Below are 20140 nucleotides of genomic sequence, written 5' to 3' on the forward strand. Positions count from 1 at the left end.
AATATCCATGCCGAAACTGATTGTCGACGGCATCGAAGTCGAGGTCCCTGCCGGGGCCACCGTCCTGCAGGCCTGCGAAGTGGCCGGCAAGGAAGTGCCGCGCTTCTGCTATCACGAGCGCCTGTCCATCGCCGGCAATTGCCGCATGTGCCTGGTGGAGATGGAGAAGGCACCGAAGCCTATCGCTTCCTGCGCCTTTCCGGCCGCTGAAGGCATGGTCATCAAGACCGACACGCCGCTGGTGGAAAAAGCCCGCAACGGCGTCATGGAATTCCTGCTGGCGAACCATCCGCTGGATTGCCCGATCTGCGACCAGGGCGGCGAATGCGACCTGCAGGACCAGGCGATGGCCTATGGCCTGGGCGACAGCCGTTATCATGAGAACAAGCGCGCGGTCACCGACAAGCATATGGGGCCGCTGATCAAGACGATCATGACGCGCTGCATCCATTGCACGCGCTGCATCCGCTTCGCCAGCGAAGTGGCCGGCGTCGATGATATGGGCGCGCTGTATCGCGGCGAGAGCATGCAGATCACGACCTATCTGGAAAAGGCGCTGGCTTCCGAGCTGTCGGCCAATGTCATCGATCTGTGCCCGGTCGGCGCGCTGACCTCGCGGCCCTACGCCTTCGTGGCGCGGCCGTGGGAACTGAAGAAGACCGAGACCGTCGATGTGATGGACGCCGTCGGCTCCGCCATCCGGGTGGACAGCCGCGGCTCCGAGGTTCTGCGCGTGCTGCCGCGCCTGAACGAGGACGTGAACGAAGAGTGGATTTCCGACAAGACGCGCTATGCCTGCGACGGGCTGAAGCGCCAGCGTCTGGACACGCCCTATGTCCGCGTGAACGGCAAGCTGCAGCCAGCCAGCTGGGATGAGGCGCTGCTTGCGGTCGCCGACAGGATGCGCGCGACACCGGCCGCGAAGCTGGCGGCGATTGCCGGCGATACAGTCGATGCCGAATCGATGTATGCGCTGAAGGGCATCATGACGGCGCTTGGGGCCGCCAGCCTCGACTGCCGGCAGGACGGCACCAAGCTGACTGCCGGCCCGCGCGGCGGCTATATCTTCAATACGGGCATTGCCGGTATCGAGCAGGCCGACGCCATCCTTCTGATCGGCACCAATCCGCGCACCGAGGCGCCGATCCTGAATGCACGCATCCGCAAGCGCTGGCTGGCGGGCGGGCTGAAGGTGGCTTCTATCGGCGCACCGGTGGATCTGACCTACAAGACCGAGTTCCTGGGCGACAGCCCGGCCATCCTGTCCCAGTTCGCCTCCGGCAAGCACGCCTTCGCCAAGGTGCTGAAGGCGGCCGAGCGGCCGATGATCGTGATCGGGCAGGGCGCGTTGACCCGTGCCGATGGCGCCGCGATCCTGGCAACCGCGCGGGAGATCGCCGAGAAGCTGAACATGGTCCGTGAGGACTGGAACGGCTTCAACGTACTGCATACGGCGGCGGCGCGCGTCGGCGGCCTCGATCTCGGCTTCGTGCCGGGCGGGGGCGGCAAGGATGTCGCGGGCATCCTCGCCGGTGCCGAAGCTGGCGACATCGAGACGGTCTATCTGCTGGCCGCCGACGAGATTGACAGCGACCGGCTGAAGAAAGCCTTCGTGATCTATCAGGGCCATCATGGCGATCGCGGCGCACATGTCGCCGACGTGATCCTGCCGGGGGCGGCCTATACCGAGAAGGAAGGCCTCTACGTCAACACCGAGGGGCGGGTGCAGCTCGGCAAGATGGCGGCCTTCCCGCCGGGTGAGGCGCGCGAGGACTGGAAGATCCTGCGCGCCTTGTCGGAGCGACTGGGCAAGACGCTGCCATACAATTCGCTGGTCGAGCTGCGCCAGAAGCTGGTGGCGGACCATCCGGCGTTCGCCCGGGTGGAGCATGCCGAGGCCGGCGCGTGGGGCGCGTTCGGCGAGGCCGGCAGCATCGAGGATGCGGCCATCGCCTATCCGATCCGGAATTTCTACATGACGGACCCGGTCAGCCGCGCCTCGGTGACGATGGCGAAATGCACCGAGGCCTTCGTGCTGAAGAATGCGGGCGACGAGCAGGGGATGACGGGGACCCATGGTTGAGTTCTGGGACGGCTATGTACTGCCGCTGATCATCATTCTGGCCCAGATTCTGGCCATCGTGGTGCCGTTGCTGGTGGCGGTGGCCTATCTGACGCTGGCCGAGCGCAAGGTGATCGCCGGCATGCAGCTGCGCACCGGCCCGGCCAAGGTCGGTCCGTTCGGCCTGCTGCAGCCACTGGCCGACGGTCTGAAGCTGTTCGCCAAGGAGACGATCCTGCCGGCCGGCGCCAACCGCGTCGTGTTCATCATGGCGCCGATGCTGACCTTCGTGCTGGCGATGGTGGCCTGGGCGGTGATCCCGGTGGGCGACGGGCTGGTGATCGCCGACATCAATGTCGGCATCCTGTACCTGTTCGCGATTTCCTCGCTGGGCGTATACGGAATCATCATGGCGGGCTGGGCCTCGAACTCGAAATACCCGTTCCTGGGCGCGCTGCGCTCGGCGGCGCAGATGGTCTCCTACGAGGTGTCCATCGGCTTCGTCATCATCACGGTGCTGCTCTGCGTCGGGTCGCTGAACCTGTCGGACATCGTGCGTGCGCAGGAGACGGTGTGGTTCGCCATCCCGCTGCTGCCGATGTTCGTGATCTTCTTCGTGTCCGCGCTGGCGGAAACCAACCGCGCGCCGTTCGACCTGCCGGAAGGCGAGTCGGAGCTGGTGGCCGGTTATTTCGTCGAATATTCGTCGATGAGCTTCGCGCTGTTCTTCCTCGGCGAATACGCGAACATGATCCTGATGAGCGCGATGACCACCATCCTGTTCCTGGGGGGGTGGCTGCCGCCGTTTGATATCGCACCGTTCAACTGGGTGCCGGGGCCGATCTGGTTCGTACTGAAGATCTGCGCGGTCCTGTTCGTGTTCCTGTGGGTGCGCGCGACATTCCCGCGCTACCGCTACGACCAGCTGATGCGTCTGGGCTGGAAGGTGTTCCTGCCGCTGTCGCTGCTTTGGGTGGTGCTGACGGCGGGCGTGCTGGTGGCTTTCGACTGGCTGCCGAAGTGAGGCTTGTCATCCGGCGGGCGGCGACTATGGTAGGCGCCGCCGGACCGGAGGGTGATTTGGGGTTCGATGTGCCGGCCCGGCAAAGGGCCGGCCGCCACGGAAGGGATTTGAGGGACGGACTGCATGGCGTTCATTGATCGAAATGCCCGCGCGCTGCTCCTGACGGAGCTGGTCTCCGGGATGGCCTTGACCTTGAAGTATTTCTTCAAGCCGAAGGTGACGCTGAACTACCCCTACGAGAAGGGGCCGATCAGCCCGCGCTTCCGGGGCGAGCATGCGCTGCGCCGTTATCCGAACGGCGAGGAACGCTGCATCGCGTGCAAGCTGTGCGAGGCGATCTGTCCGGCGCAGGCCATCACCATCGAGGCGGAACCGCGCGAGGATGGCAGCCGGCGCACCACGCGCTACGACATCGATATGACGAAGTGCATCTATTGCGGCTTCTGTCAGGAAGCCTGTCCGGTGGATGCCATTGTCGAGGGACCGAATTTCGAGTTCGCGACCGAGACCCGCGAGGAGCTGTTCTACAACAAGGACAAGCTGATCGCGAATGGCGACCGCTGGGAAGCGGAGATTGCGGCGAATCTTGCCGTTGACGCGCCTTACCGCTGAAGGCTCGGCCGGCGGGGGTACAGGCGGGGATGCAAGGTTTTATTAGGGGAGGGGCGGTCATGGTCGGCCGCATCCAGGGGCACCAATCGAGGGCTTGATGATTATCCAGGCACTAGTCTTCTATCTGTTCGCGGGGATCACCGTGGCGTCGGCCGTCATGGTCATCGCCTCGCGCAATCCCGTGCACTCCGTGCTCTATCTCATCCTGGCCTTCTTCAACGCTGCCGGGCTGTTCGTGCTGATCGGGGCGGAATTCCTGGCGATGATCCTGGTCGTCGTCTATGTCGGCGCGGTCGCGGTGCTGTTCCTGTTCGTGGTCATGATGCTGGACATCAACTTCGTGCGGATGCGCGAGGGCTTCCTGCAATACTTGCCGATTGGCGGGCTGATCGGAATTATCCTGCTGATCGAGCTGGGGCTGGTCTTCGGGACCTGGATTCTGGCGCCGGAGATGGCGCAGATGTCGGCGTTGCCGACGCCGGCCATGGCCGATGTCAGCAATACCGAGGCCATCGGCCGGGTCATGTACACGAAGTATGTCTATCTGTTCCAGGCCTCGGGGCTGGTGCTGCTGGTCGCGATGATCGGTGCCATCGTGCTGACGATGCGCCAGCGCGAGGGCGTGCGTAAGCAGTCCATCGCCGTGCAGAATGCGCGCCGCCCCGAAGATGTGGTGGCGACCGTCAAGGTGCCGACCGGCGGGGGAGTGTAAGCATCATGGAAATCGGCCTGTCCCATTACCTCACACTGGCGGCGATCCTGTTCACGCTGGGCATTTTCGGCATTTTCGTGAACCGGAAGAACGTCATCATCATCCTGATGTCGATCGAACTGATGCTGCTGGCGGTGAACATCAACCTGGTCGCCTTCTCCAGCTTCATGGGCGACCTGGTCGGCCAGATATTCGCCATGCTGGTGCTGACGGTGGCGGCAGCGGAAGCGGCCATCGGCCTTGCCATCCTGGTCGTGTTCTTCCGCAACCGCGGCTCGATCGAAGTCGAAGACGTCAACATGATGAAGGGCTGATCCAGGATGTTTGCCGCAATCGTCTTTCTGCCCCTCCTGGGCGCCATCATCGCGGGCTTCTTCGGCCGGGTCATCGGCGACCGCGCGGCGCAGCTCGTCACCTGCGCGCTGATGCTGGTATCGATGGCGCTGTCCATCCTCGTGTTCATCGACGTGGCGCTGGGTGGCAACCCGCGCACGGTGGAGTTGTTCACCTGGTTCCAGTCGGGCGCGCTGGATGTCAGCTGGGCGCTGCGCGTCGATACGCTGACTGCGGTCATGCTGATCGTCGTCACCGTGGTGTCGTCGATGGTGCATGTCTATTCGGTCGGCTACATGTCGCACGATCATTCAATCCCGCGCTTCATGGCCTATCTGTCGCTGTTCACCTTCTTCATGCTGATGCTGGTGACGGCCGATAATCTGGTGCAGATGTTCTTCGGCTGGGAGGGCGTGGGCCTTGCCTCCTATCTGCTGATCGGCTTCTGGTACCACAAGGATTCCGCCAACGACGCCTCGATCAAGGCGTTCCTGGTGAACCGCGTCGGCGATTTCGGCTTCATGCTGGGCATCTTCGGCTGCTTCCTTCTGTTTGATACGGTGGCCTTCGACGAGTTGTTCCAGGCCGCGCCCGGCGCCGTCGGCCAGAAGATCGACTTCCTGGGCATGCAGCTCGACGCGCTGACCACGATCTGCCTGCTGCTGTTCGTGGGCGCCATGGGCAAGTCGGCGCAGTTCATCCTGCACACCTGGCTGCCGGACGCGATGGAAGGCCCAACGCCGGTCTCCGCGCTGATCCATGCCGCGACGATGGTGACCGCCGGCGTGTTCATGGTCTCGCGCCTGTCGCCGCTGTTCGAATATGCGCCAGCGGCACTGGAGGTGGTGACCTTCCTCGGCGCGATCACGGCGATCTTCGCGGCGACCGTCGGCCTGACGCAGACCGACATCAAGCGGGTCATCGCCTACTCGACCTGCTCGCAGCTGGGCTACATGTTCTTCGCCATCGGCGTGTCGGCCTATTCGGCGGCGATCTTCCACCTGATGACGCATGCTTTCTTCAAGGCGCTGCTGTTCCTGGGCGCCGGCTCGGTCATCCATGCAATGTCCAACGAGCAGGACATGCGCAAGATGGGCGGTATCTGGAAGCTGATCCCGCTGACCTACGGGCTGATGTGGATCGGCTCGCTGGCGCTTGCCGGCGTGCCCTTCTTCGCGGGCTTCTATTCCAAGGACATGATCCTGGAATCGGCCTTCGCCAGCGGCACGCAGGTCGGACATTTCGCCTTCTGGCTCGGCATTATCGCGGCGGTGCTGACCGCGTTCTATTCTTGGCGCCTGCTGCTGCTGACCTTCCACGGCAAGCCGCGCGCCGACCATCACACGATGGAGCATGTGCACGAATCGCCGAAGGTCATGACGATCCCGCTGATCGTGCTGGCCATCGGCGCCATCTTCGCCGGCTATGTCGGTTACGAATCCTTCGTCGGTGATGGCCGCGAGGCGTTCTGGGGTGCATCCATCTTCGTGCTGGAGGGCCGCGACGTCATCGAGGCGGCGCACCATGTGCCGCTGTGGGTGAAGCTGCTGCCCATCCTGGCCGGCGTGGTCGGCATCGGCGGTGCCTATTACGTCTACATGCTGCGCCCGGGCACGGCGGAAGCGGTGGCTACCCAGTGGCGCCCGCTGTACCTGTTCCTGCTGAACAAATGGTACATCGACGAGTTGTACGATTTCCTGTTCGTGCACCCGACGCGCTGGATCGGCCGCGTGCTGTGGAAGCAGGGCGACGGCAGGATCATCGACGGCTTCGGCCCTGACGGCATCGCGATGACCACGCGGCTGCTGGCACAGCGCACGGCGCTGCTGCAGTCGGGATATCTCTATCACTATGCATTCGCCATGCTGATCGGCGTGGTGGTGCTGGTGACCTGGTACGTGTTCTCTCGGATGGCCTGACCCATGACCAGTAGCTGGCCCTTGCTCTCACTCGTCACCTTCCTGCCGCTGGTGGGCGCCCTGTTCATCCTGGCGACCCGCGGCGAGGCCGAGGTGGTGGCCCGCAACGCCCGGAACATGGCGTTGTGGACATCGCTCATCACCTTTGCCCTGTCGCTGATGATCTGGGTGCAGTTCGACAGCGCGACCGCGGATTTCCAGCTGGTCGAGAAGGTCGCCTGGATGCCGGAATTCGGCATCGGCTACCATATGGGCGTCGATGGTATCTCGATGTTCTTCGTGCTGCTGTCCACTCTGCTGACGCCGATCTGCATCCTGGCGAGCTGGGAGTCGGTCAAGACCCGCGTGAAGGAGTACATGATCGCCTTCCTCGTCCTCGAGACGATGATGGTCGGCATGTTCTGCGCGCTGGATCTGGTGCTGTTCTACATCTTCTTCGAGGCGGTGCTGATCCCGATGTTCCTCATCATCGGGGTGTGGGGCGGGGCGCGCCGTGTCTATGCCGCCTTCAAGTTCTTCCTCTACACGCTGCTCGGCTCGGTGCTGATGCTGCTGGCCATCCTGGCGATGTATTTCGATGCCGGCACGACCGACATCCCGACGCTGATGGCGCACGGCTTTCCGTCCAGCATGCAATACTGGCTGTGGCTGGCCTTCTTCGCCTCCTTCGCGGTGAAGGTGCCGATGTGGCCGGTGCACACCTGGCTGCCGGACGCCCATGTCGAGGCGCCGACGGCGGGGTCCGTCATCCTGGCGGGCGTGCTCCTGAAGATGGGCGGTTACGGTTTCATCCGCTTCAGCCTGCCGATGATGCCTGAGGCGAGCGAGTATTTCGCGCCGCTGGTTTTCACGCTGTCCATCGTCGCCGTCATCTACACCTCGCTGGTGGCGCTGGCGCAGGAGGACATGAAGAAGCTGATCGCCTATTCCTCGATCGCCCATATGGGCTTCGTGACGATCGGCATCTTCACCGCCACCATGCAGGGGCTGCAGGGGGCGATCTTCCAGATGCTGAGCCACGGCATTGTCTCCGGAGCGCTGTTCCTGTGCGTAGGCGTGGTCTATGACCGGCTGCACACGCGCGAGATCGCGCGCTATGGCGGCCTCGTTCACAACATGCCGCGCTATGCGCTGGTGTTCATGGTGTTCATGCTGGCCTCGGTCGGCCTGCCGGGCACCAGCGGCTTCGTCGGCGAGTTCCTGGTGCTGACCGGCGCCTTCATGACCAACAGCTGGATCGCCTTTCTGGCGGCCACCGGCGTGGTGCTGGGCGCGGCCTACATGCTCTACCTCTACCGGCGCGTCGTGTTCGGTGTGCTGGACAAGGACGATGTGAAGGCGATGCTGGACCTGAACTGGCGCGAGAAGGCGCTGTTCGCGCCGCTGATCGTGCTGGTGCTGTGGATGGGCATCTATCCCTCGACCTTCCTGGACGTGATGGCGGTGTCGGTCGAGAATCTGATCCAGAATTACGAGACGGCGCTGGCTGCCGGCCAAGCGACGTCCGTGGCGGTACGGTAAGGGACGGGGCGAACGGACATGCAAGACACAACCCTTGTGCTCGGAACCCTCGTGCTCGGACCGGCGATCCCGGAAATCTTCCTGGCCTGCGCCGGCATGGTGCTGTTGCTGCTGGGCGTGTTCCAGGGCAACCGGTCGCTGCGCAGCCTGTCCTGGCTGACCGTGGGCAGCTTCGCCGTCACCGCGGTGTTGCTGTACATCTTCGCCGGCTGGGGCAGCAAGACCATCGCCTTCGAGGGCATGTTCGTTGCGGATTCCTTCGCGCTGTTCGCCAAGCTGTTCATCCTGCTGGGTTCGGCGGTCGCGGTCATCCTGTCGATGGATTATCTGGAGCGCGAGAACGCGGCGCGCTTCGAATATCCGGTGGTGATCCTGTTCGCCACGGTCGGCATGATGATGATGGTTTCGGCGAACAATCTGATGTCGCTCTATGTCGGCCTCGAGCTGCAGAGCCTCTCGCTCTATATCGCGGCTGCCTTCCGGCGCGATTCGCTGCGCTCCACCGAGGCCGGCCTGAAATATTTCGTCCTCGGCGCACTGTCCTCCGGCATGCTGCTCTATGGCAGCTCGATGATCTACGGCTTCACCGGCAGCACCGATTTCGCGGTTCTAGCGCAGTCGCTGGGCAGCGAGCCCTCGGTCGGCCTCATCGTCGGCATCGTGTTCCTGTCGGCTGGCCTTGCCTTCAAGGTCTCCGCCGTGCCGTTCCACATGTGGACGCCGGACGTCTATGAGGGCGCGCCCACACCGGTGACGGCGCTGTTCGCCTCGGCGCCGAAATTCGCCGCCATCGCGCTGTTCTGCCGGGTGATGGTGGAACCGTTCGGCGAGATCGCCAATCAGTGGCAGCAGATCATCATCCTGATCTCGGTCGGCTCCATGGTGCTGGGCGCGCTGGCCGCGATCATGCAGACCAACATCAAGCGGCTGATGGCCTACAGCTCCATCGGCCATATGGGCTATGCGCTGGTCGGCCTGGCGGCTGGCAGCGAGATCGGCGTGCGCGGCGTGCTGATCTACATGGCGATCTATCTGGTGATGAATGTCGGCACCTTCGCCGTCATCCTGTGCATGCGCCAGCAAGGCCGGCTGGTCGAGAACATCTCGGACCTGGCGGGCCTGTCCCGAACCCATCCGATGATGGCGGTGGCACTGACCATCTTCATGTTCTCCATGGCCGGCATTCCGCCGCTGGCCGGCTTCTTCGGCAAGCTGTACGTGTTCCTGGCGGCCATCGAGGCCGGCCTGTACATCCTCGCCGTGATCGGCGTGGTCAGCAGCGTGATCGGTGCCTTCTACTATCTGCGCATCGTCAAGGTGATGTATTTCGATGAGCCGGTGGAGGAGCTGGACAGCCCGGTTCGCCGCGAACTCGGTACCGTGATCACGGTCAGCGGTCTGTTTACCCTGCTGTTCTTCCTGTGGCCGGCGCCGATTCTGAACGGGGCCGCGCAGGCGGCGGCAGCGCTCTTCCCGGGATGAGAGCAGCCGCCCCGCGTTTCGAGGTCGTCGCCCTCGGCAGCGTCGGCAGCACCAATGACGAGGCCCACCTTCTTGCCCGCCAGGGCGCGGCCGACCGCACGGCGGTAACGGCTGTCGAACAGCTGGGGGGCAAGGGCCGCCGGGGCCGCGCCTGGGCCTCGCCGCCGGGCAATCTCTACCTTTCGGCTATTTTGCGGCCATCCTGCCCGGTGGGGCAGGCGGCCCAGCTTTCCTTTGTTGCGTCTCTGGCGATGCGCGATGCGGTGCGCCGGTTTCTGCCGGACAGTGCCGCGGTCGCGGTGAAATGGCCGAACGACGTGCTGGTCGAGGGGGGCAAGATTTCCGGCATCCTGCTGGAAACCGGGCCGATCAATGACGGCGATGTCGAGTATGTGATTCTCGGCATGGGCATCAACCTGGCGCACCATCCGGACAATGCGGAGCGCCCGGCGACCAGCCTGGCCGCCCTGAATGCAGATCCGGGCGTGGCGGCGGCGCGAGACGCCCTGCTGGAGGCGCTGGGCCGCTGGGACAGCCTGTGGCGGGCGCGGGGGTTCACGCCGATCCGCGAGGCCTGGCTCAGCGATGCCATCGGGCTTGGCGCGCCGATCCAGGTGCGGCTACCGGACAGTACTCTTGATGGTGTGTTCGCCGATCTCGACATGGATGGGGCGCTGTTGCTGGAACAGCCGGACGGGCTGCGGCGGATTACCGCCGGCGACGTTTTTCTGGCGCGTTAGGAGGAGATGAACATGCTGCTGGCAATCAACTCCAACAACACCAATGTGAAGTTCGCGCTCTATGATGGCGACCGGGAGGTCGGCTCCTGGCGCATCGGCACCGATACAAAGCGCACAGCCGACGAATATGCGATCTGGCTGATCCAGCTGATGGCGCTGAAAGGCAAGCAGCCTTCCGATGTGACGGAATGCCTCATCGCCTCGGTCGTGCCGGATACGCTCTACAATCTGCGTCAGCTCTGCCGCACCTATTTCGGCCATGATGCGCTGGTCTATGGCGAGGCCCCGGTGAAGAAGGGGACGGTCGCCAAGGTGGACAGCCCGGAAGAAGTTGGTGCCGACCGGCTGGTCAATACGGTCGCGGCGCACCATTTCTACGGTGGCCCTGCCATCGTGGTCGATTTCGGGACTGCCACGACCTTCGATGTGGTCGATGCCGATGGGAATTATTGCGGCGGGGTCATCGCGCCGGGCATCAACCTCTCCATCGAGGCGCTGCGCATGGCCGCCGCCCTGTTGCCGCGCGTCGCTGTGCGGCGTCCGGACAAGGTGATCGGCTCCAACACGGTCGGTTGCTTCGAATCCGGTATCTTCTGGGGGTATATCTCGCTGATCGAGGGGCTGGTGGCGCGAATCCGCAACGAGTTCGGCCAGCCGATGAAGGTGATCGCGACCGGCGGACTGGTGCCGGTCTTCGCCGATGCGACCGACATATTCGATATTCTCGACCAGGACCTGACGATGAAGGGCATGGTTATCGTAAACCGCTTGAACAGACAGGCATGACGAAAAAACAGAAGAAGAGCGCCGCCGCGCCAATCAAGAGCGCGGCCGTGAAGAGTGCGGCCCGGAACGGGACCACCACCGATTATCTCGATCCCGACGATGAGGGGCTGTATTTCCTCCCCCTCGGCGGTGCTGGCGAGATCGGCATGAACCTCAATCTCTACCGCCACAAGGGCCAGTGGCTGATGGTCGATTGCGGCGTGACCTTCGGCGACGATTCGATGCCGGGCCTCGATGTCATCACACCCGACCCCACCTTCATCGTGGAGCATGTGGACGAGCTGTGCGGGCTGATCCTGACCCATGCGCATGAGGATCATCTGGGCGCCGTGCCCTATCTCTGGCAGCGCCTGCGCTGCCCGATCTACGCCACGCCGTTCACCGCCTCGGTGCTGCGCCGCAAGCTGGAAGACACCGATTTCGGCAAGCAGGTGCCGGTTACCATCGTGCCGCTGTCCGGCAGCTTCGAAGTGGGGCCGTTCGAGATCGAGCTGATTACCCTGACCCATTCGATCCCGGAACCGAATGCGCTGGTGATCCGCGCCGGCAAGGCCGGGCCGGTGGTGCATACGGGTGACTGGAAGTTCGACCCCGATCCGCTGATTGGCGAGACCTCGGACGAGGCGCGCCTGCGCGAGCTGGGCGAGGAGGGGGTGCTGGCGATGATCGGCGATTCCACCAACGTCTTCAGGGAAGGCGAGGCGGGATCGGAAGCCGATGTGCGCCGGAACCTGATCGAGATGGTGGGCCGCTTCGAGAATCGCGTGGCCGTTGCCTGTTTTGCGTCCAACGTGGCCCGGCTGGAAACCATGGCGAAGGTCGCCGAGGCCCATGGCCGCCATCCGGCGCTGATCGGGCGGTCGCTGTGGCGCATGAACTCGGCGGCGAAGGAGAATGGCTATCTGAAGGGCATCGAGTTCCTGAGCGAGCACGATGCCGGCTTCTTGCCGCGCGACAAGGTGCTGCTGATCTGCACCGGCAGCCAGGGCGAGCCGCGCGCGGCGCTGTCCCGCATCGTCGGCGACAGCCATCCGCACATCACGCTGGAGGGCGGCGATACGGTTATCTTCTCCTCCCGGGTCATTCCGGGGAACGAGAAATCCATCGCCCGGGTGCAGAACGCGCTGATCCGCCGCGGCATCGAGGTGGTGACACCGAAGAACGATGATATCCATGTCTCCGGCCATCCGGCGCGCGACGAGCTGGTACGCATGTACCAGCATGTGCGCCCGCAGATCGCCATCCCGGTGCATGGCGAGAGCCGCCATCTGATCGAGCATGCCAAGCTGGCGCGCGAGTGCCAGGTGCCGGAAACGCTGGTTGTCTCCAATGGCGACGTCATCAGGCTCTATCCAGGGCCGGCGGCGCGGGTGGACGAGGTCTATAACGGGCGCCTGGCGCTGGATGGCAAGCGGCTGGTGCGGTTGGGTGACACTGTGCTGCGCGATCGCCACCGCCTGATGCAAAGCGGTGCCGTCACCCTGACGCTGGTGCTGGACAGGGCCGGCCGGCTGCGCAGCGACCCCGTCGGCAGCTTCCATGGCGTCCTCGACGTCGAGGACGTGGCTTGTGACGATATTCTGGACCTGGCGGCCGATACGGTCGAGGCGATGCAGGCGAGCGCCCGCCGCGACGATGCGTCGGTGGCTGAGGCGGTGCGGATCGCGGTGCGCCGTGCGCTGAACGAGGATCTGGGACGCAAGCCGGTGACCGATGTGCATGTGGTCAGGCTGGACTAGCCAGCCTATCATCGGATGATGACGAAGGACGGAACCAGCGCATGATCGGCCGGCTGAACCATGTCGCCATTGTCGTGCCCGATCTGGCGGCGGCGGCGGAAACCTATCGCGGCGTGCTGGGCGCGGATGTTTCCGCGCCGCTCGACATGCCGGAGCATGGGGTGACGACGGTGTTCGTCACCCTGCCGAACACCAAGATCGAGCTGCTGCATCCGCTGGGGGAGGATTCTCCGGTGCGCGCCTTTCTGGAGCGCCACCCGTCGGGCGGCATGCATCATCTGTGCTATGAGGTGGCGGACATCCTTGCCGCGCGGGATCGCCTGGCGGAGGCGGGGCTGAGGGTGCTTGGCGATGGCGAGCCCAGGATCGGCGCGCACGGCAAGCCGGTGCTGTTCCTGCATCCGAAGGATCTGAACGGCACGCTGGTCGAAATCGAGCAGGTTTGAGGAATCGGCAATGTACTGGACATCGGGAATCGTCGTTTACGTCATCGCCTGGTGGCTCGTCTTCTTCATGATGCTGCCGGTTGGTGTGAAAACACCGGACAAGCCGGAAACCGGGCATGCGGCGAGCGCGCCGGTGAAGCCGATGCTGGTGCGCAAGGCGCTGATCACCAGCGTCATCGCCGCTGTGATCTGGGCCGTGGTCTATTGGATCGTGGCATCGGACATCTATTCCTTCCGGCAGTAGGGCCCCGCAGAACCATGTCAGGCTATTGTGACAGCGCGCCGGGGCATCCGGTCCATGCCAGCTACCATGATACGGAATACGGTTTCCCGGTCACTGATGACAAGGTGCTGTTCGAACGGCTGGCGCTGGAGATCATGCAGGCCGGCCTGTCCTGGGAAATCACGCTGAAGAAGCGTCCGGCCCTGTTTACCGCCTTCGAAGGTTTCGATCCGGCAATCGTCGCCCGCTACGGCGCCGACGACCGCGCCCGGCTGCTGGCCGATGCCGGCATCATCCGCAACCGGCTGAAGATCGACGCCATCATCACCAATGCTGGCATCATCTGCGGCATGCGGGACAGCCATGGCAGTTTCGTCGGCTGGCTGGACGCCAATCATCCGCTGGACAAGGCGGCGTGGGTAAAGCTGTTCAAGAAAACCTTCCGCTTCACCGGCGGCGAGATTGTCGGCGAGTTCCTGATGAGCACCGGCTATCTGCCTGGTGCGCACCGTGACGACTGTCCGGTGCAGTCGAAAATCCTGACCGCGAATCCGCCCTGGTGCCGATAAGGGCGTGAGAAGCGGTTTCATGTGCACATTATTTGCGCAAACCGCGTCTATATTCTCTGCAAATGCCAAAACTGCCAGCAAAATAGGCAAAAAATAATGGCAAGAGCAGCTTTGCTCTTGCCATAGTGCAATGCACAATTCATATTTTTATCAGGTCGTTTGAGGTTGGTATGACCTCTCGACCGACGCCTGGTGGCGATTCCTCCCTAAACTTGGGCCGTGCCGCTTCACAGCGGCGCGGTCTTTTTTTGTGCCGCTCAGGCTACAAAATAGATTTACCAAAGTCATCATCTTTCTGCATGTTAAATGCAAATGCCACAGAGTGGGATTTCATCCATGCCGTTTGCCGCCCGAAAGCTTGCCGTTGGTACCGCTCTAGCGCTGCTGGTTACGTCGCCGGCGTCGGCGGTGGAGATCATCATCGGCGGGGATGCCTGTTCCGGCGCGGTTGCGTACCGTCCTGAAGCCGGTGTGGCCTATCAGCCGGGGGTTGATGCCTATGGCCGCAAGGTGGCCCCGGCGGACCTGTCCGGCGGTTCTGCCATCCAGATACCCGACACCATTGCCATCGACATTACGGTGGAGCTGCAGAAGCGCTTTGGCCTGCCGTCAAATTCCACGCTGTTCAAGCCGGAGGCGCGCATCGGTACGCTGGAAGTGGATCGGAACGGCGCCATGCGGTTCAACGGCGAGCCGGTGACCAGGGACGAGGCGCTGGCGGTGCAGGCGGCCTGCCGGGAGGCGCTGGGCCTGCCGCCCTTGCCGCTGCCGAAACCAGCCAAATAGAAAAAAGGGCGACCTGATCAGGCCGCCCTTTCCATAAGCCTATGCCGGAAGGCTTACATGAACGCCTGGATGCCGGTCTGGGCGCGGCCCAGGATCAGCGCATGCACGTCATGCGTGCCTTCGTAGGTGTTCACCGCCTCCAGATTCAGCACATGGCGGATGACGTGGTATTCGTCGGACACGCCGTTGCCGCCATGCATGTCGCGGGCGACGCGGGCGATGTCCAGCGACTTGCCGCAATTGTTGCGCTTCAGCAGCGAGATCATCTCCGGCGCCGCGCGGCCCTCATCCATCAGCCGGCCGAGGCGCAGGCAGGAATGCAGGCCCAGCGTGATCTCGGTCTGCATGTCGGCCAGCTTCTTCTGGATCAGCTGGTTGGCGGCCAGCGGCCGGCCGAACTGCTTGCGGTCCAGCGTGTACTGGCGTGCCGCGTGCCAGCAGAATTCGGCGGCGCCAAGCGCGCCCCAGGCAATGCCGAAACGTGCCTTGTTCAGGCAGCCGAACGGACCCTTCAGTCCCTCGACATTCGGCAGCAGATTCTCGTCCGGCACGAAAACCTCATCCATGACGATCTCGCCGGTGATGGAGGCGCGCAGGCTGAACTTGCCCTCGATCTTCGGCGCCGACAGGCCCTTCATGCCCTTTTCCAGCACGAAGCCGCGGATCACGCCATCCTCGGTCTTGGCCCAGACCACGAAGACGTCGGCGATCGGCGAGTTGGTGATCCACATCTTGGCGCCGGAGACGACATAGCCGCCATCGACCTTCTTGGCACGGGTCTTCATGCTGCCGGGGTCGGAGCCGTGGTCCGGCTCGGTCAGGCCGAAACAGCCGACCCATTCGCCGGTCGCCAGCTTCGGCAGGTACTTCTGGCGCTGCGCCTCGTTGCCGTATTCGTGGATCGGGTGCATGACCAGGCTGGACTGCACGCTCATGGCGGAGCGGTAGCCGGAATCGACACGCTCGACCTCGCGGGCGACCAGGCCGTAGCAGACATAGTTCACGCCGGCGCAGCCATAGCCATCGATGGTGGAGCCGAGGAAACCCTGCTCGCCCAGCTCGTTCATGATCTCGCGGTGGAAGATTTCGTGCCGGAAGCCCTCCTGCACGCGGGTCATCAGCTTCTCGTCGCAGAAGGCGTGCGCGGCGTCGCGCACCATGCGCTCGTCTTCGCTCAGCGCGTCGTCGAGGAGAAGCGGATCCTCCCAGGAGAAGCTGGGGCGGCCCGACTTGCCGGCGGCGGGTTTCATGGTGGTGGCGGCCTGCTGCGCAGTCATTATCGTTACTCCGGTAGGTCGATAAAACCGTAAGAAAGCGGAACAGAGTTGTTCACTAAACGAACATAGCGTGCAACCCCAGAATCTCCATATATATGGTTGGCTTGCGGCAAAACGCCATGGCGCAGGCACCTCTGGCAGTCATTGACCGATCAGGGGTTGGGCCAGGAAGAGGGATGTCCGTGGCGGAAAACTGGGATATGTTGGCCCGTACTCCGGTGGCCGGCAACTGGCAGTTCCGGGTTCGCTTAATTCTTTTGTTTGGGGCCGGTACGGGTTGACGGACCGCCTGGACGGGATCGCATGAAAACCGACTTCGACGAGAACAGCGTCATCATCGAGTTCTACTCGGTTGGCGCCTATGTGAAGGTCAGCGCCATCGATCCCAGGACGCTGGTCGAGGTTTCCATCGTGGGCGACCCGCAGCGCGGGGAGGCGGCCTTGCGCCAGGCGGTTCTGCGCAAGCTGCGCTATGTTATGGAAAAACGCGCAAAGGGCGGCCGCGGCGGTCTCGTGGTTTGATGGCCTGGGTGTGACGGTCTCGTTGTGTGACGTGCGAACAGTTTAACGTTCGCCCGGTCTTAACGTTCGCCCGGTCTTAACGTTCGTCCTGCGCAAATTTGACCCTAGACCTTGGCGCGGCGCCCGCGGCTGCCGTTCTTGCCGAGACCGATCTTCTTGGCAAAGGCGGAGCGCTGCTTGGCATAGCTGGGCGCCACCATCGGATAGTCGGCAGGCAGGCCCCATTTCGCCCGATACTCATCCGGCGTCATATTGTAGTTGGTGCGCAGATGACGCTTCAGCATCTTCAGTTTCTTGCCATCTTCAAGGCAGATGATGTAGTCGTCGCCGATGGATTTCCGAATCGCAACGGCCGGTTTCAGCGGCTCCGCCGGCATTTCTCCATTCCTGTCGCTAAGGGTGCGCAGCGAATTGTAGATAGTGCCGATAATTTCGGAAACTTGCGTGGCGGGCAAAGGGTTGTTGCGCAGGTAAGCTGCCACGACCTCGCTGGTCATCTTCAGCAATTCGTTCGGTGTGACGCTTTCGGGCGCGGCCTCTGTGTTCATCACGACATCCATCGTTAAGTTTTGTAAAATTTGATATTTATACGGTACATATAATAGATGTCAATTGCCATGCGCAATAATCAAATCACAAACTTCATAAGCCTTGCGCACACTGCTTTAAGAATAAAAATCATAGGCAACAACCTGGTTAATAAGTGTTAACAATTACTTTGTATGCAATATCTTGACCTAACGATTTGTGCGCACCGACTCGTTTGGCAAGGGGCGGGGCGTGATTTCCTGTCGAAAAAGCGCGTTCGGCACAGTTGGGCTGCTTCTGGTCTATTCCTTGAAGCGCCTTGAATAGACCTTGTGGTGGACTGGCAGGAGTGCCGGACATATGGTAGTGTCTTTCCAGCCTAGCGTAGGCAATTCCTTGCGCCCGGGTGGTGCCACAGCTTCGACACTGGCCTGTAAAGACATTCATGACTGAGACCATCGCGATTGCATCCGATCATGCCGGCTTTGCGCTGAAGAGCGTTTTGAAGCACGAGCTGGAAATTTTGGGATATGCGCCGCTCGATCTGGGAACCGACGATACCGCGTCGGTGGATTACCCGGATTATGCGGAGAAGCTGGCCCAGGCGATAAAGGCGGGCAAAGCGGCGCGCGGCATTCTGGTCTGCGGCACCGGCATCGGCATCAGCATCGCCGCCAATCGTCACCGGGAAATCCGCGCGGCGCTGTGTCAGGATGTGACCACGGCGCAGCTGTCGCGGGAGCATAATGATGCGAATGTGCTGGTGCTCGGCGGTCGCATCGTGGGCGAGGAGGTGGCGAAAGGATGCCTGAAGGTGTTCCTGGAGACGCCTTTCGCCGGCGGCCGTCATGAAGGGCGGGTCGCGAAACTCTCGAAAACCTAGGTTCACAGTGCTGGACAAGCCGTTATGCCGGGGGCTATGCCCTCACTCCCGTTTCTCAGCTTCGCCGTTCCCCAGATTTCCCGTTCCTTAGCTTCAAGGTTGCCGCCTCGATGACTTCCTCCAAGCCCCTCGCTTCCCGCCCGCTCAGCCATGACCGGTTCTTCGAGGCCTCGCTGGCAGAGGCCGATGCCGACCTGAAGGCAGCCATCCAGGATGAGCTTCATCGGCAGCAGGAACAGATCGAACTGATCGCCTCGGAAAACATCGTCTCCCGCGCTGTGCTGGAAGCGCAGGGTTCGGTGATGACCAACAAGTACGCCGAGGGCTATCCCGGCAAGCGCTATTATGGCGGCTGCGAGTTCGTCGATGTTGCCGAGGCGTTGGCGATTGAGCGCGCGAAGAAGCTGTTCAACTGCAGCTTCGCCAATGTGCAGCCGCATTCCGGCGCGCAGGCCAACCAGGCGGTCATGCTGGCGCTGGCCAAGCCCGGCGACACCATCATGGGGCTGTCGCTGGCGGCTGGCGGCCATCTGACCCATGGCGCCGCGCCGAACCTGTCGGGCAAGTGGTTCAACGCCGTGCAGTATGGCGTGCGCCGCCAGGACGGGCTGATCGACTATGATGTGGTCGAGGAGATGGCGAAGGAGCACAAGCCGAAGATCATCATCACCGGCGGCTCGGCCTATCCGCGCACCATCGATTTCAAGCGCTTCCGAGAGATTGCCGATTCGGTCGGCGCGATCTTCTGGGTCGATATGGCGCATTTCGCCGGTCTGGTGGCTGGCGGTGCCTATGCCGATCCGCTGCCGCACGCGCATGTGGTGACCACCACCACGCACAAGACGCTGCGCGGTCCGCGCGGCGGCATGATCCTCTCCAATGACGAGGATCTGGGCAAGAAGATCAATTCCGCTGTCTTCCCCGGTCTGCAGGGCGGCCCGCTGATGCATGTCATCGCCGCCAAGGCGGTGGCTTTCGGCGAGGCGCTGAAGCCGGAATTCAAGGATTACGCCCGTGCCGTAGTGGAAAACGCCAAGGTCCTGTCCGCCACACTGGTCGAGCGCGGGCTCGACATCGTCTCCGGCGGTACCGACAGCCATGTGGTTCTGGTGGATCTGCGCCCGAAGAAGCTGACCGGCAACATCGCCGAGAAGGCGCTGGAGCGGGCCGGCATCACCTGCAACAAGAATGGCGTGCCGTTCGACCCGGAGAAGCCGATGGTGACCTCGGGCGTGCGCCTGGGCTCGCCGGCTGCCACCACGCGCGGGTTCGGCACGGCGGAATTCCGCCAGGTCGGCGAAATGATCGGCGATGTGCTGGACGGGCTTGCGGCCAATCGGGACGATAATTCGGCGGTCGAGGATGTGGTGCGCGGGCGGGTGAAGGAGCTTTGCGCGCGCTTTCCGATCTATTCGAACCTGGGCTAAGCGGAATAAGGCCGGTCACCCTGAAAACCGGCTGGGAAACAGAGGGTCAGGGAACAGAGGGGAGTAGGGGGCAATGCGCTGTCCGTTCTGCGGGAATGACGACACGCAGGTGAAGGATTCTCGGCCAACCGAGGATAATTCTGCGATCCGACGCCGGCGCTTCTGCCCGGAATGCGGCTCGCGCTTCACGACGTTCGAGCGGGTCCAGCTGCGCGACCTGGTCGTGGTGAAGCGCAGTGGCAAGCGCGCGCCTTTCGACCGGGACAAGCTGGCCCGTTCGCTGCAGATCGCCCTGCGCAAGCGGGCGGTGGAGAATGAGCGGCTGGAGCGCGTGGTGAACTCCATCGTGCGGCGGCTGGAAAGCTCCGGCGAGACTGAGATCCCCGCGGAACAGATTGGCCTCATGGTGATGGAGGCGTTGCGTAATCTCGATCCTGTCGCCTATGTCCGCTATGCTTCCGTGTATAAAAATTTCCGTGAAGCCAAAGACTTCGAGGAGTTTGTTGGGAAGATAGATCAGGATATGGAGGCGGCCGAGGATTGACCGAT

At 62.9% G+C, this 20140-nt stretch carries 21 protein-coding genes; 19 read left to right on the plus strand and 2 right to left on the minus strand.

Going from position 1 to position 20140, the window contains the following annotated elements:
* Positions 1-7: 7 nt before the first annotated feature.
* The 15 genes from nuoG (at position 8) to BKM74_RS09515 (ending at position 14954) form a co-directional block, all read left to right on the plus strand.
* Complete coding sequence (gene nuoG, locus BKM74_RS09445; RefSeq protein WP_086465445.1) at positions 8-2083, plus strand: NADH-quinone oxidoreductase subunit NuoG; 2076 nt, start codon at positions 8-10, stop codon at positions 2081-2083.
* Positions 2076-3086 (plus strand): NADH-quinone oxidoreductase subunit NuoH, encoded by a 1011-nt coding sequence (nuoH, locus tag BKM74_RS09450; protein ID WP_086465446.1) that lies wholly within the window; start codon positions 2076-2078, stop codon positions 3084-3086. Before nuoG ends, nuoH begins: the two co-directional genes overlap by 8 nt.
* 123 nt (positions 3087-3209) lie before the next feature.
* A complete protein-coding gene (gene nuoI / locus BKM74_RS09455) occupies positions 3210-3698 on the plus strand; it encodes an NADH-quinone oxidoreductase subunit NuoI (protein WP_086465447.1) in 489 nt (162 codons plus the stop codon).
* Positions 3699-3795: 97 nt separating this feature from the next.
* Complete coding sequence (locus BKM74_RS09460) at positions 3796-4410, plus strand: NADH-quinone oxidoreductase subunit J (protein ID WP_086465448.1); 615 nt, start codon at positions 3796-3798, stop codon at positions 4408-4410.
* 5 nt (positions 4411-4415) lie between these two features.
* Entirely contained in the window at positions 4416-4724 is a 309-nt protein-coding gene (nuoK, locus tag BKM74_RS09465; protein ID WP_008943637.1) for an NADH-quinone oxidoreductase subunit NuoK, read from the plus strand.
* Positions 4725-4730: 6 nt separating this feature from the next.
* A complete protein-coding gene (nuoL, locus tag BKM74_RS09470) occupies positions 4731-6662 on the plus strand; it encodes an NADH-quinone oxidoreductase subunit L (protein WP_086465449.1) in 1932 nt (643 codons plus the stop codon).
* A gap of 3 nt (positions 6663-6665) precedes the next feature.
* Positions 6666-8183, plus strand: coding sequence for an NADH-quinone oxidoreductase subunit M (locus tag BKM74_RS09475; protein WP_086465450.1), 1518 nt, complete (start codon positions 6666-6668; stop codon positions 8181-8183).
* Positions 8184-8201: 18 nt separating this feature from the next.
* Positions 8202-9665 (plus strand): NADH-quinone oxidoreductase subunit NuoN, encoded by a 1464-nt coding sequence (gene nuoN, locus BKM74_RS09480; RefSeq protein WP_176342468.1) that lies wholly within the window; start codon positions 8202-8204, stop codon positions 9663-9665.
* Entirely contained in the window at positions 9662-10405 is a 744-nt protein-coding gene (locus tag BKM74_RS09485; protein WP_086465451.1) for a biotin--[acetyl-CoA-carboxylase] ligase, read from the plus strand. Before nuoN ends, BKM74_RS09485 begins: the two co-directional genes overlap by 4 nt.
* Positions 10406-10417: 12 nt before the next feature.
* A complete protein-coding gene (locus tag BKM74_RS09490) occupies positions 10418-11191 on the plus strand; it encodes a type III pantothenate kinase (protein ID WP_086465519.1) in 774 nt (257 codons plus the stop codon).
* Positions 11188-12930 (plus strand): ribonuclease J, encoded by a 1743-nt coding sequence (locus BKM74_RS09495; protein WP_086465452.1) that lies wholly within the window; start codon positions 11188-11190, stop codon positions 12928-12930. Before BKM74_RS09490 ends, BKM74_RS09495 begins: the two co-directional genes overlap by 4 nt.
* Before the next feature lie 41 nt (positions 12931-12971).
* Positions 12972-13376, plus strand: a complete 405-nt coding sequence (gene mce / locus BKM74_RS09500) for a methylmalonyl-CoA epimerase (RefSeq protein ID WP_086465453.1) — start codon at positions 12972-12974, stop codon at positions 13374-13376.
* 10 nt (positions 13377-13386) lie between these two features.
* A complete protein-coding gene (locus tag BKM74_RS09505; protein WP_086465454.1) occupies positions 13387-13620 on the plus strand; it encodes a DUF1467 family protein in 234 nt (77 codons plus the stop codon).
* Positions 13621-13634: 14 nt separating this feature from the next.
* Positions 13635-14168: a DNA-3-methyladenine glycosylase I gene (locus BKM74_RS09510; protein WP_086465455.1), complete on the plus strand. Its 534-nt coding sequence runs from the start codon at positions 13635-13637 to the stop codon at positions 14166-14168.
* A 336-nt stretch (positions 14169-14504) separates the two neighbouring features.
* Complete coding sequence (locus tag BKM74_RS09515) at positions 14505-14954, plus strand: hypothetical protein (protein WP_086465456.1); 450 nt, start codon at positions 14505-14507, stop codon at positions 14952-14954.
* A gap of 53 nt (positions 14955-15007) precedes the next feature.
* Here the strand turns inward: BKM74_RS09515 and BKM74_RS09520 are convergent, their stop codons facing one another.
* A complete protein-coding gene (locus BKM74_RS09520; RefSeq protein WP_407668682.1) occupies positions 15008-16231 on the minus strand; it encodes an acyl-CoA dehydrogenase in 1224 nt (407 codons plus the stop codon).
* A 303-nt stretch (positions 16232-16534) separates the two neighbouring features.
* On the opposite strand from BKM74_RS09520, the gene BKM74_RS09525 reads away from it, so the two are divergent.
* On the plus strand, positions 16535-16753 hold the full coding sequence (locus BKM74_RS09525) for a DUF6898 family protein (protein WP_086465457.1): 219 nt from the start codon (positions 16535-16537) through the stop codon (positions 16751-16753).
* Between the two features lie 104 nt (positions 16754-16857).
* On the opposite strand, the gene BKM74_RS09530 is transcribed toward BKM74_RS09525, so the two are convergent.
* Positions 16858-17313, minus strand: a complete 456-nt coding sequence (locus BKM74_RS09530) for a MucR family transcriptional regulator (protein ID WP_086465458.1) — start codon at positions 17311-17313, stop codon at positions 16858-16860.
* A gap of 413 nt (positions 17314-17726) precedes the next feature.
* On the opposite strand from BKM74_RS09530, the gene rpiB reads away from it, so the two are divergent.
* The 3 genes from rpiB (at position 17727) to nrdR (ending at position 20135) form a co-directional block, all read left to right on the plus strand.
* A complete protein-coding gene (gene rpiB, locus BKM74_RS09535; protein WP_086465459.1) occupies positions 17727-18164 on the plus strand; it encodes a ribose 5-phosphate isomerase B in 438 nt (145 codons plus the stop codon).
* 110 nt (positions 18165-18274) lie between these two features.
* Positions 18275-19591, plus strand: coding sequence for a serine hydroxymethyltransferase (gene glyA, locus BKM74_RS09540; protein WP_245825882.1), 1317 nt, complete (start codon positions 18275-18277; stop codon positions 19589-19591).
* Positions 19592-19664: 73 nt separating this feature from the next.
* A complete protein-coding gene (gene nrdR, locus BKM74_RS09545) occupies positions 19665-20135 on the plus strand; it encodes a transcriptional regulator NrdR (protein WP_086465460.1) in 471 nt (156 codons plus the stop codon).
* Positions 20136-20140: the final 5 nt, after the last annotated feature.

This window comes from Oceanibaculum nanhaiense (assembly GCF_002148795.1).
In the GTDB taxonomy this organism is placed as follows: Bacteria; Pseudomonadota; Alphaproteobacteria; order Oceanibaculales; family Oceanibaculaceae; genus Oceanibaculum; species Oceanibaculum nanhaiense.

Excerpts from the sequence above, each read along its gene's own strand:
- mce (WP_086465453.1), top strand. The coding sequence starts at position 12,972 with ATGATCGGCCGGCTGAACCATGTCGCCATTGTCGTGCCCGATCTGGCG.
- BKM74_RS09520 (WP_407668682.1), bottom strand. The coding sequence starts at position 16,231 with ATGACTGCGCAGCAGGCCGCCACCACCATGAAACCCGCCGCCGGCAAG.
- BKM74_RS09525 (WP_086465457.1), top strand. The coding sequence starts at position 16,535 with ATGAAAACCGACTTCGACGAGAACAGCGTCATCATCGAGTTCTACTCG.
- nuoL (WP_086465449.1), top strand. The coding sequence starts at position 4,731 with ATGTTTGCCGCAATCGTCTTTCTGCCCCTCCTGGGCGCCATCATCGCG.
- BKM74_RS09530 (WP_086465458.1), bottom strand. The coding sequence starts at position 17,313 with ATGGATGTCGTGATGAACACAGAGGCCGCGCCCGAAAGCGTCACACCG.
- nuoI (WP_086465447.1), top strand. The coding sequence starts at position 3,210 with ATGGCGTTCATTGATCGAAATGCCCGCGCGCTGCTCCTGACGGAGCTG.
- nuoN (WP_176342468.1), top strand. The coding sequence starts at position 8,202 with ATGCAAGACACAACCCTTGTGCTCGGAACCCTCGTGCTCGGACCGGCG.
- nuoH (WP_086465446.1), top strand. The coding sequence starts at position 2,076 with ATGGTTGAGTTCTGGGACGGCTATGTACTGCCGCTGATCATCATTCTG.
- nuoK (WP_008943637.1), top strand. The coding sequence starts at position 4,416 with ATGGAAATCGGCCTGTCCCATTACCTCACACTGGCGGCGATCCTGTTC.
- BKM74_RS09490 (WP_086465519.1), top strand. The coding sequence starts at position 10,418 with ATGCTGCTGGCAATCAACTCCAACAACACCAATGTGAAGTTCGCGCTC.
- BKM74_RS09485 (WP_086465451.1), top strand. The coding sequence starts at position 9,662 with ATGAGAGCAGCCGCCCCGCGTTTCGAGGTCGTCGCCCTCGGCAGCGTC.
- nrdR (WP_086465460.1), top strand. The coding sequence starts at position 19,665 with ATGCGCTGTCCGTTCTGCGGGAATGACGACACGCAGGTGAAGGATTCT.
- BKM74_RS09510 (WP_086465455.1), top strand. The coding sequence starts at position 13,635 with ATGTCAGGCTATTGTGACAGCGCGCCGGGGCATCCGGTCCATGCCAGC.
- rpiB (WP_086465459.1), top strand. The coding sequence starts at position 17,727 with ATGACTGAGACCATCGCGATTGCATCCGATCATGCCGGCTTTGCGCTG.
- BKM74_RS09505 (WP_086465454.1), top strand. The coding sequence starts at position 13,387 with ATGTACTGGACATCGGGAATCGTCGTTTACGTCATCGCCTGGTGGCTC.
- BKM74_RS09475 (WP_086465450.1), top strand. The coding sequence starts at position 6,666 with ATGACCAGTAGCTGGCCCTTGCTCTCACTCGTCACCTTCCTGCCGCTG.
- glyA (WP_245825882.1), top strand. The coding sequence starts at position 18,275 with ATGACTTCCTCCAAGCCCCTCGCTTCCCGCCCGCTCAGCCATGACCGG.
- nuoG (WP_086465445.1), top strand. The coding sequence starts at position 8 with ATGCCGAAACTGATTGTCGACGGCATCGAAGTCGAGGTCCCTGCCGGG.
- BKM74_RS09495 (WP_086465452.1), top strand. The coding sequence starts at position 11,188 with ATGACGAAAAAACAGAAGAAGAGCGCCGCCGCGCCAATCAAGAGCGCG.
- BKM74_RS09460 (WP_086465448.1), top strand. The coding sequence starts at position 3,796 with ATGATTATCCAGGCACTAGTCTTCTATCTGTTCGCGGGGATCACCGTG.
- BKM74_RS09515 (WP_086465456.1), top strand. The coding sequence starts at position 14,505 with ATGCCGTTTGCCGCCCGAAAGCTTGCCGTTGGTACCGCTCTAGCGCTG.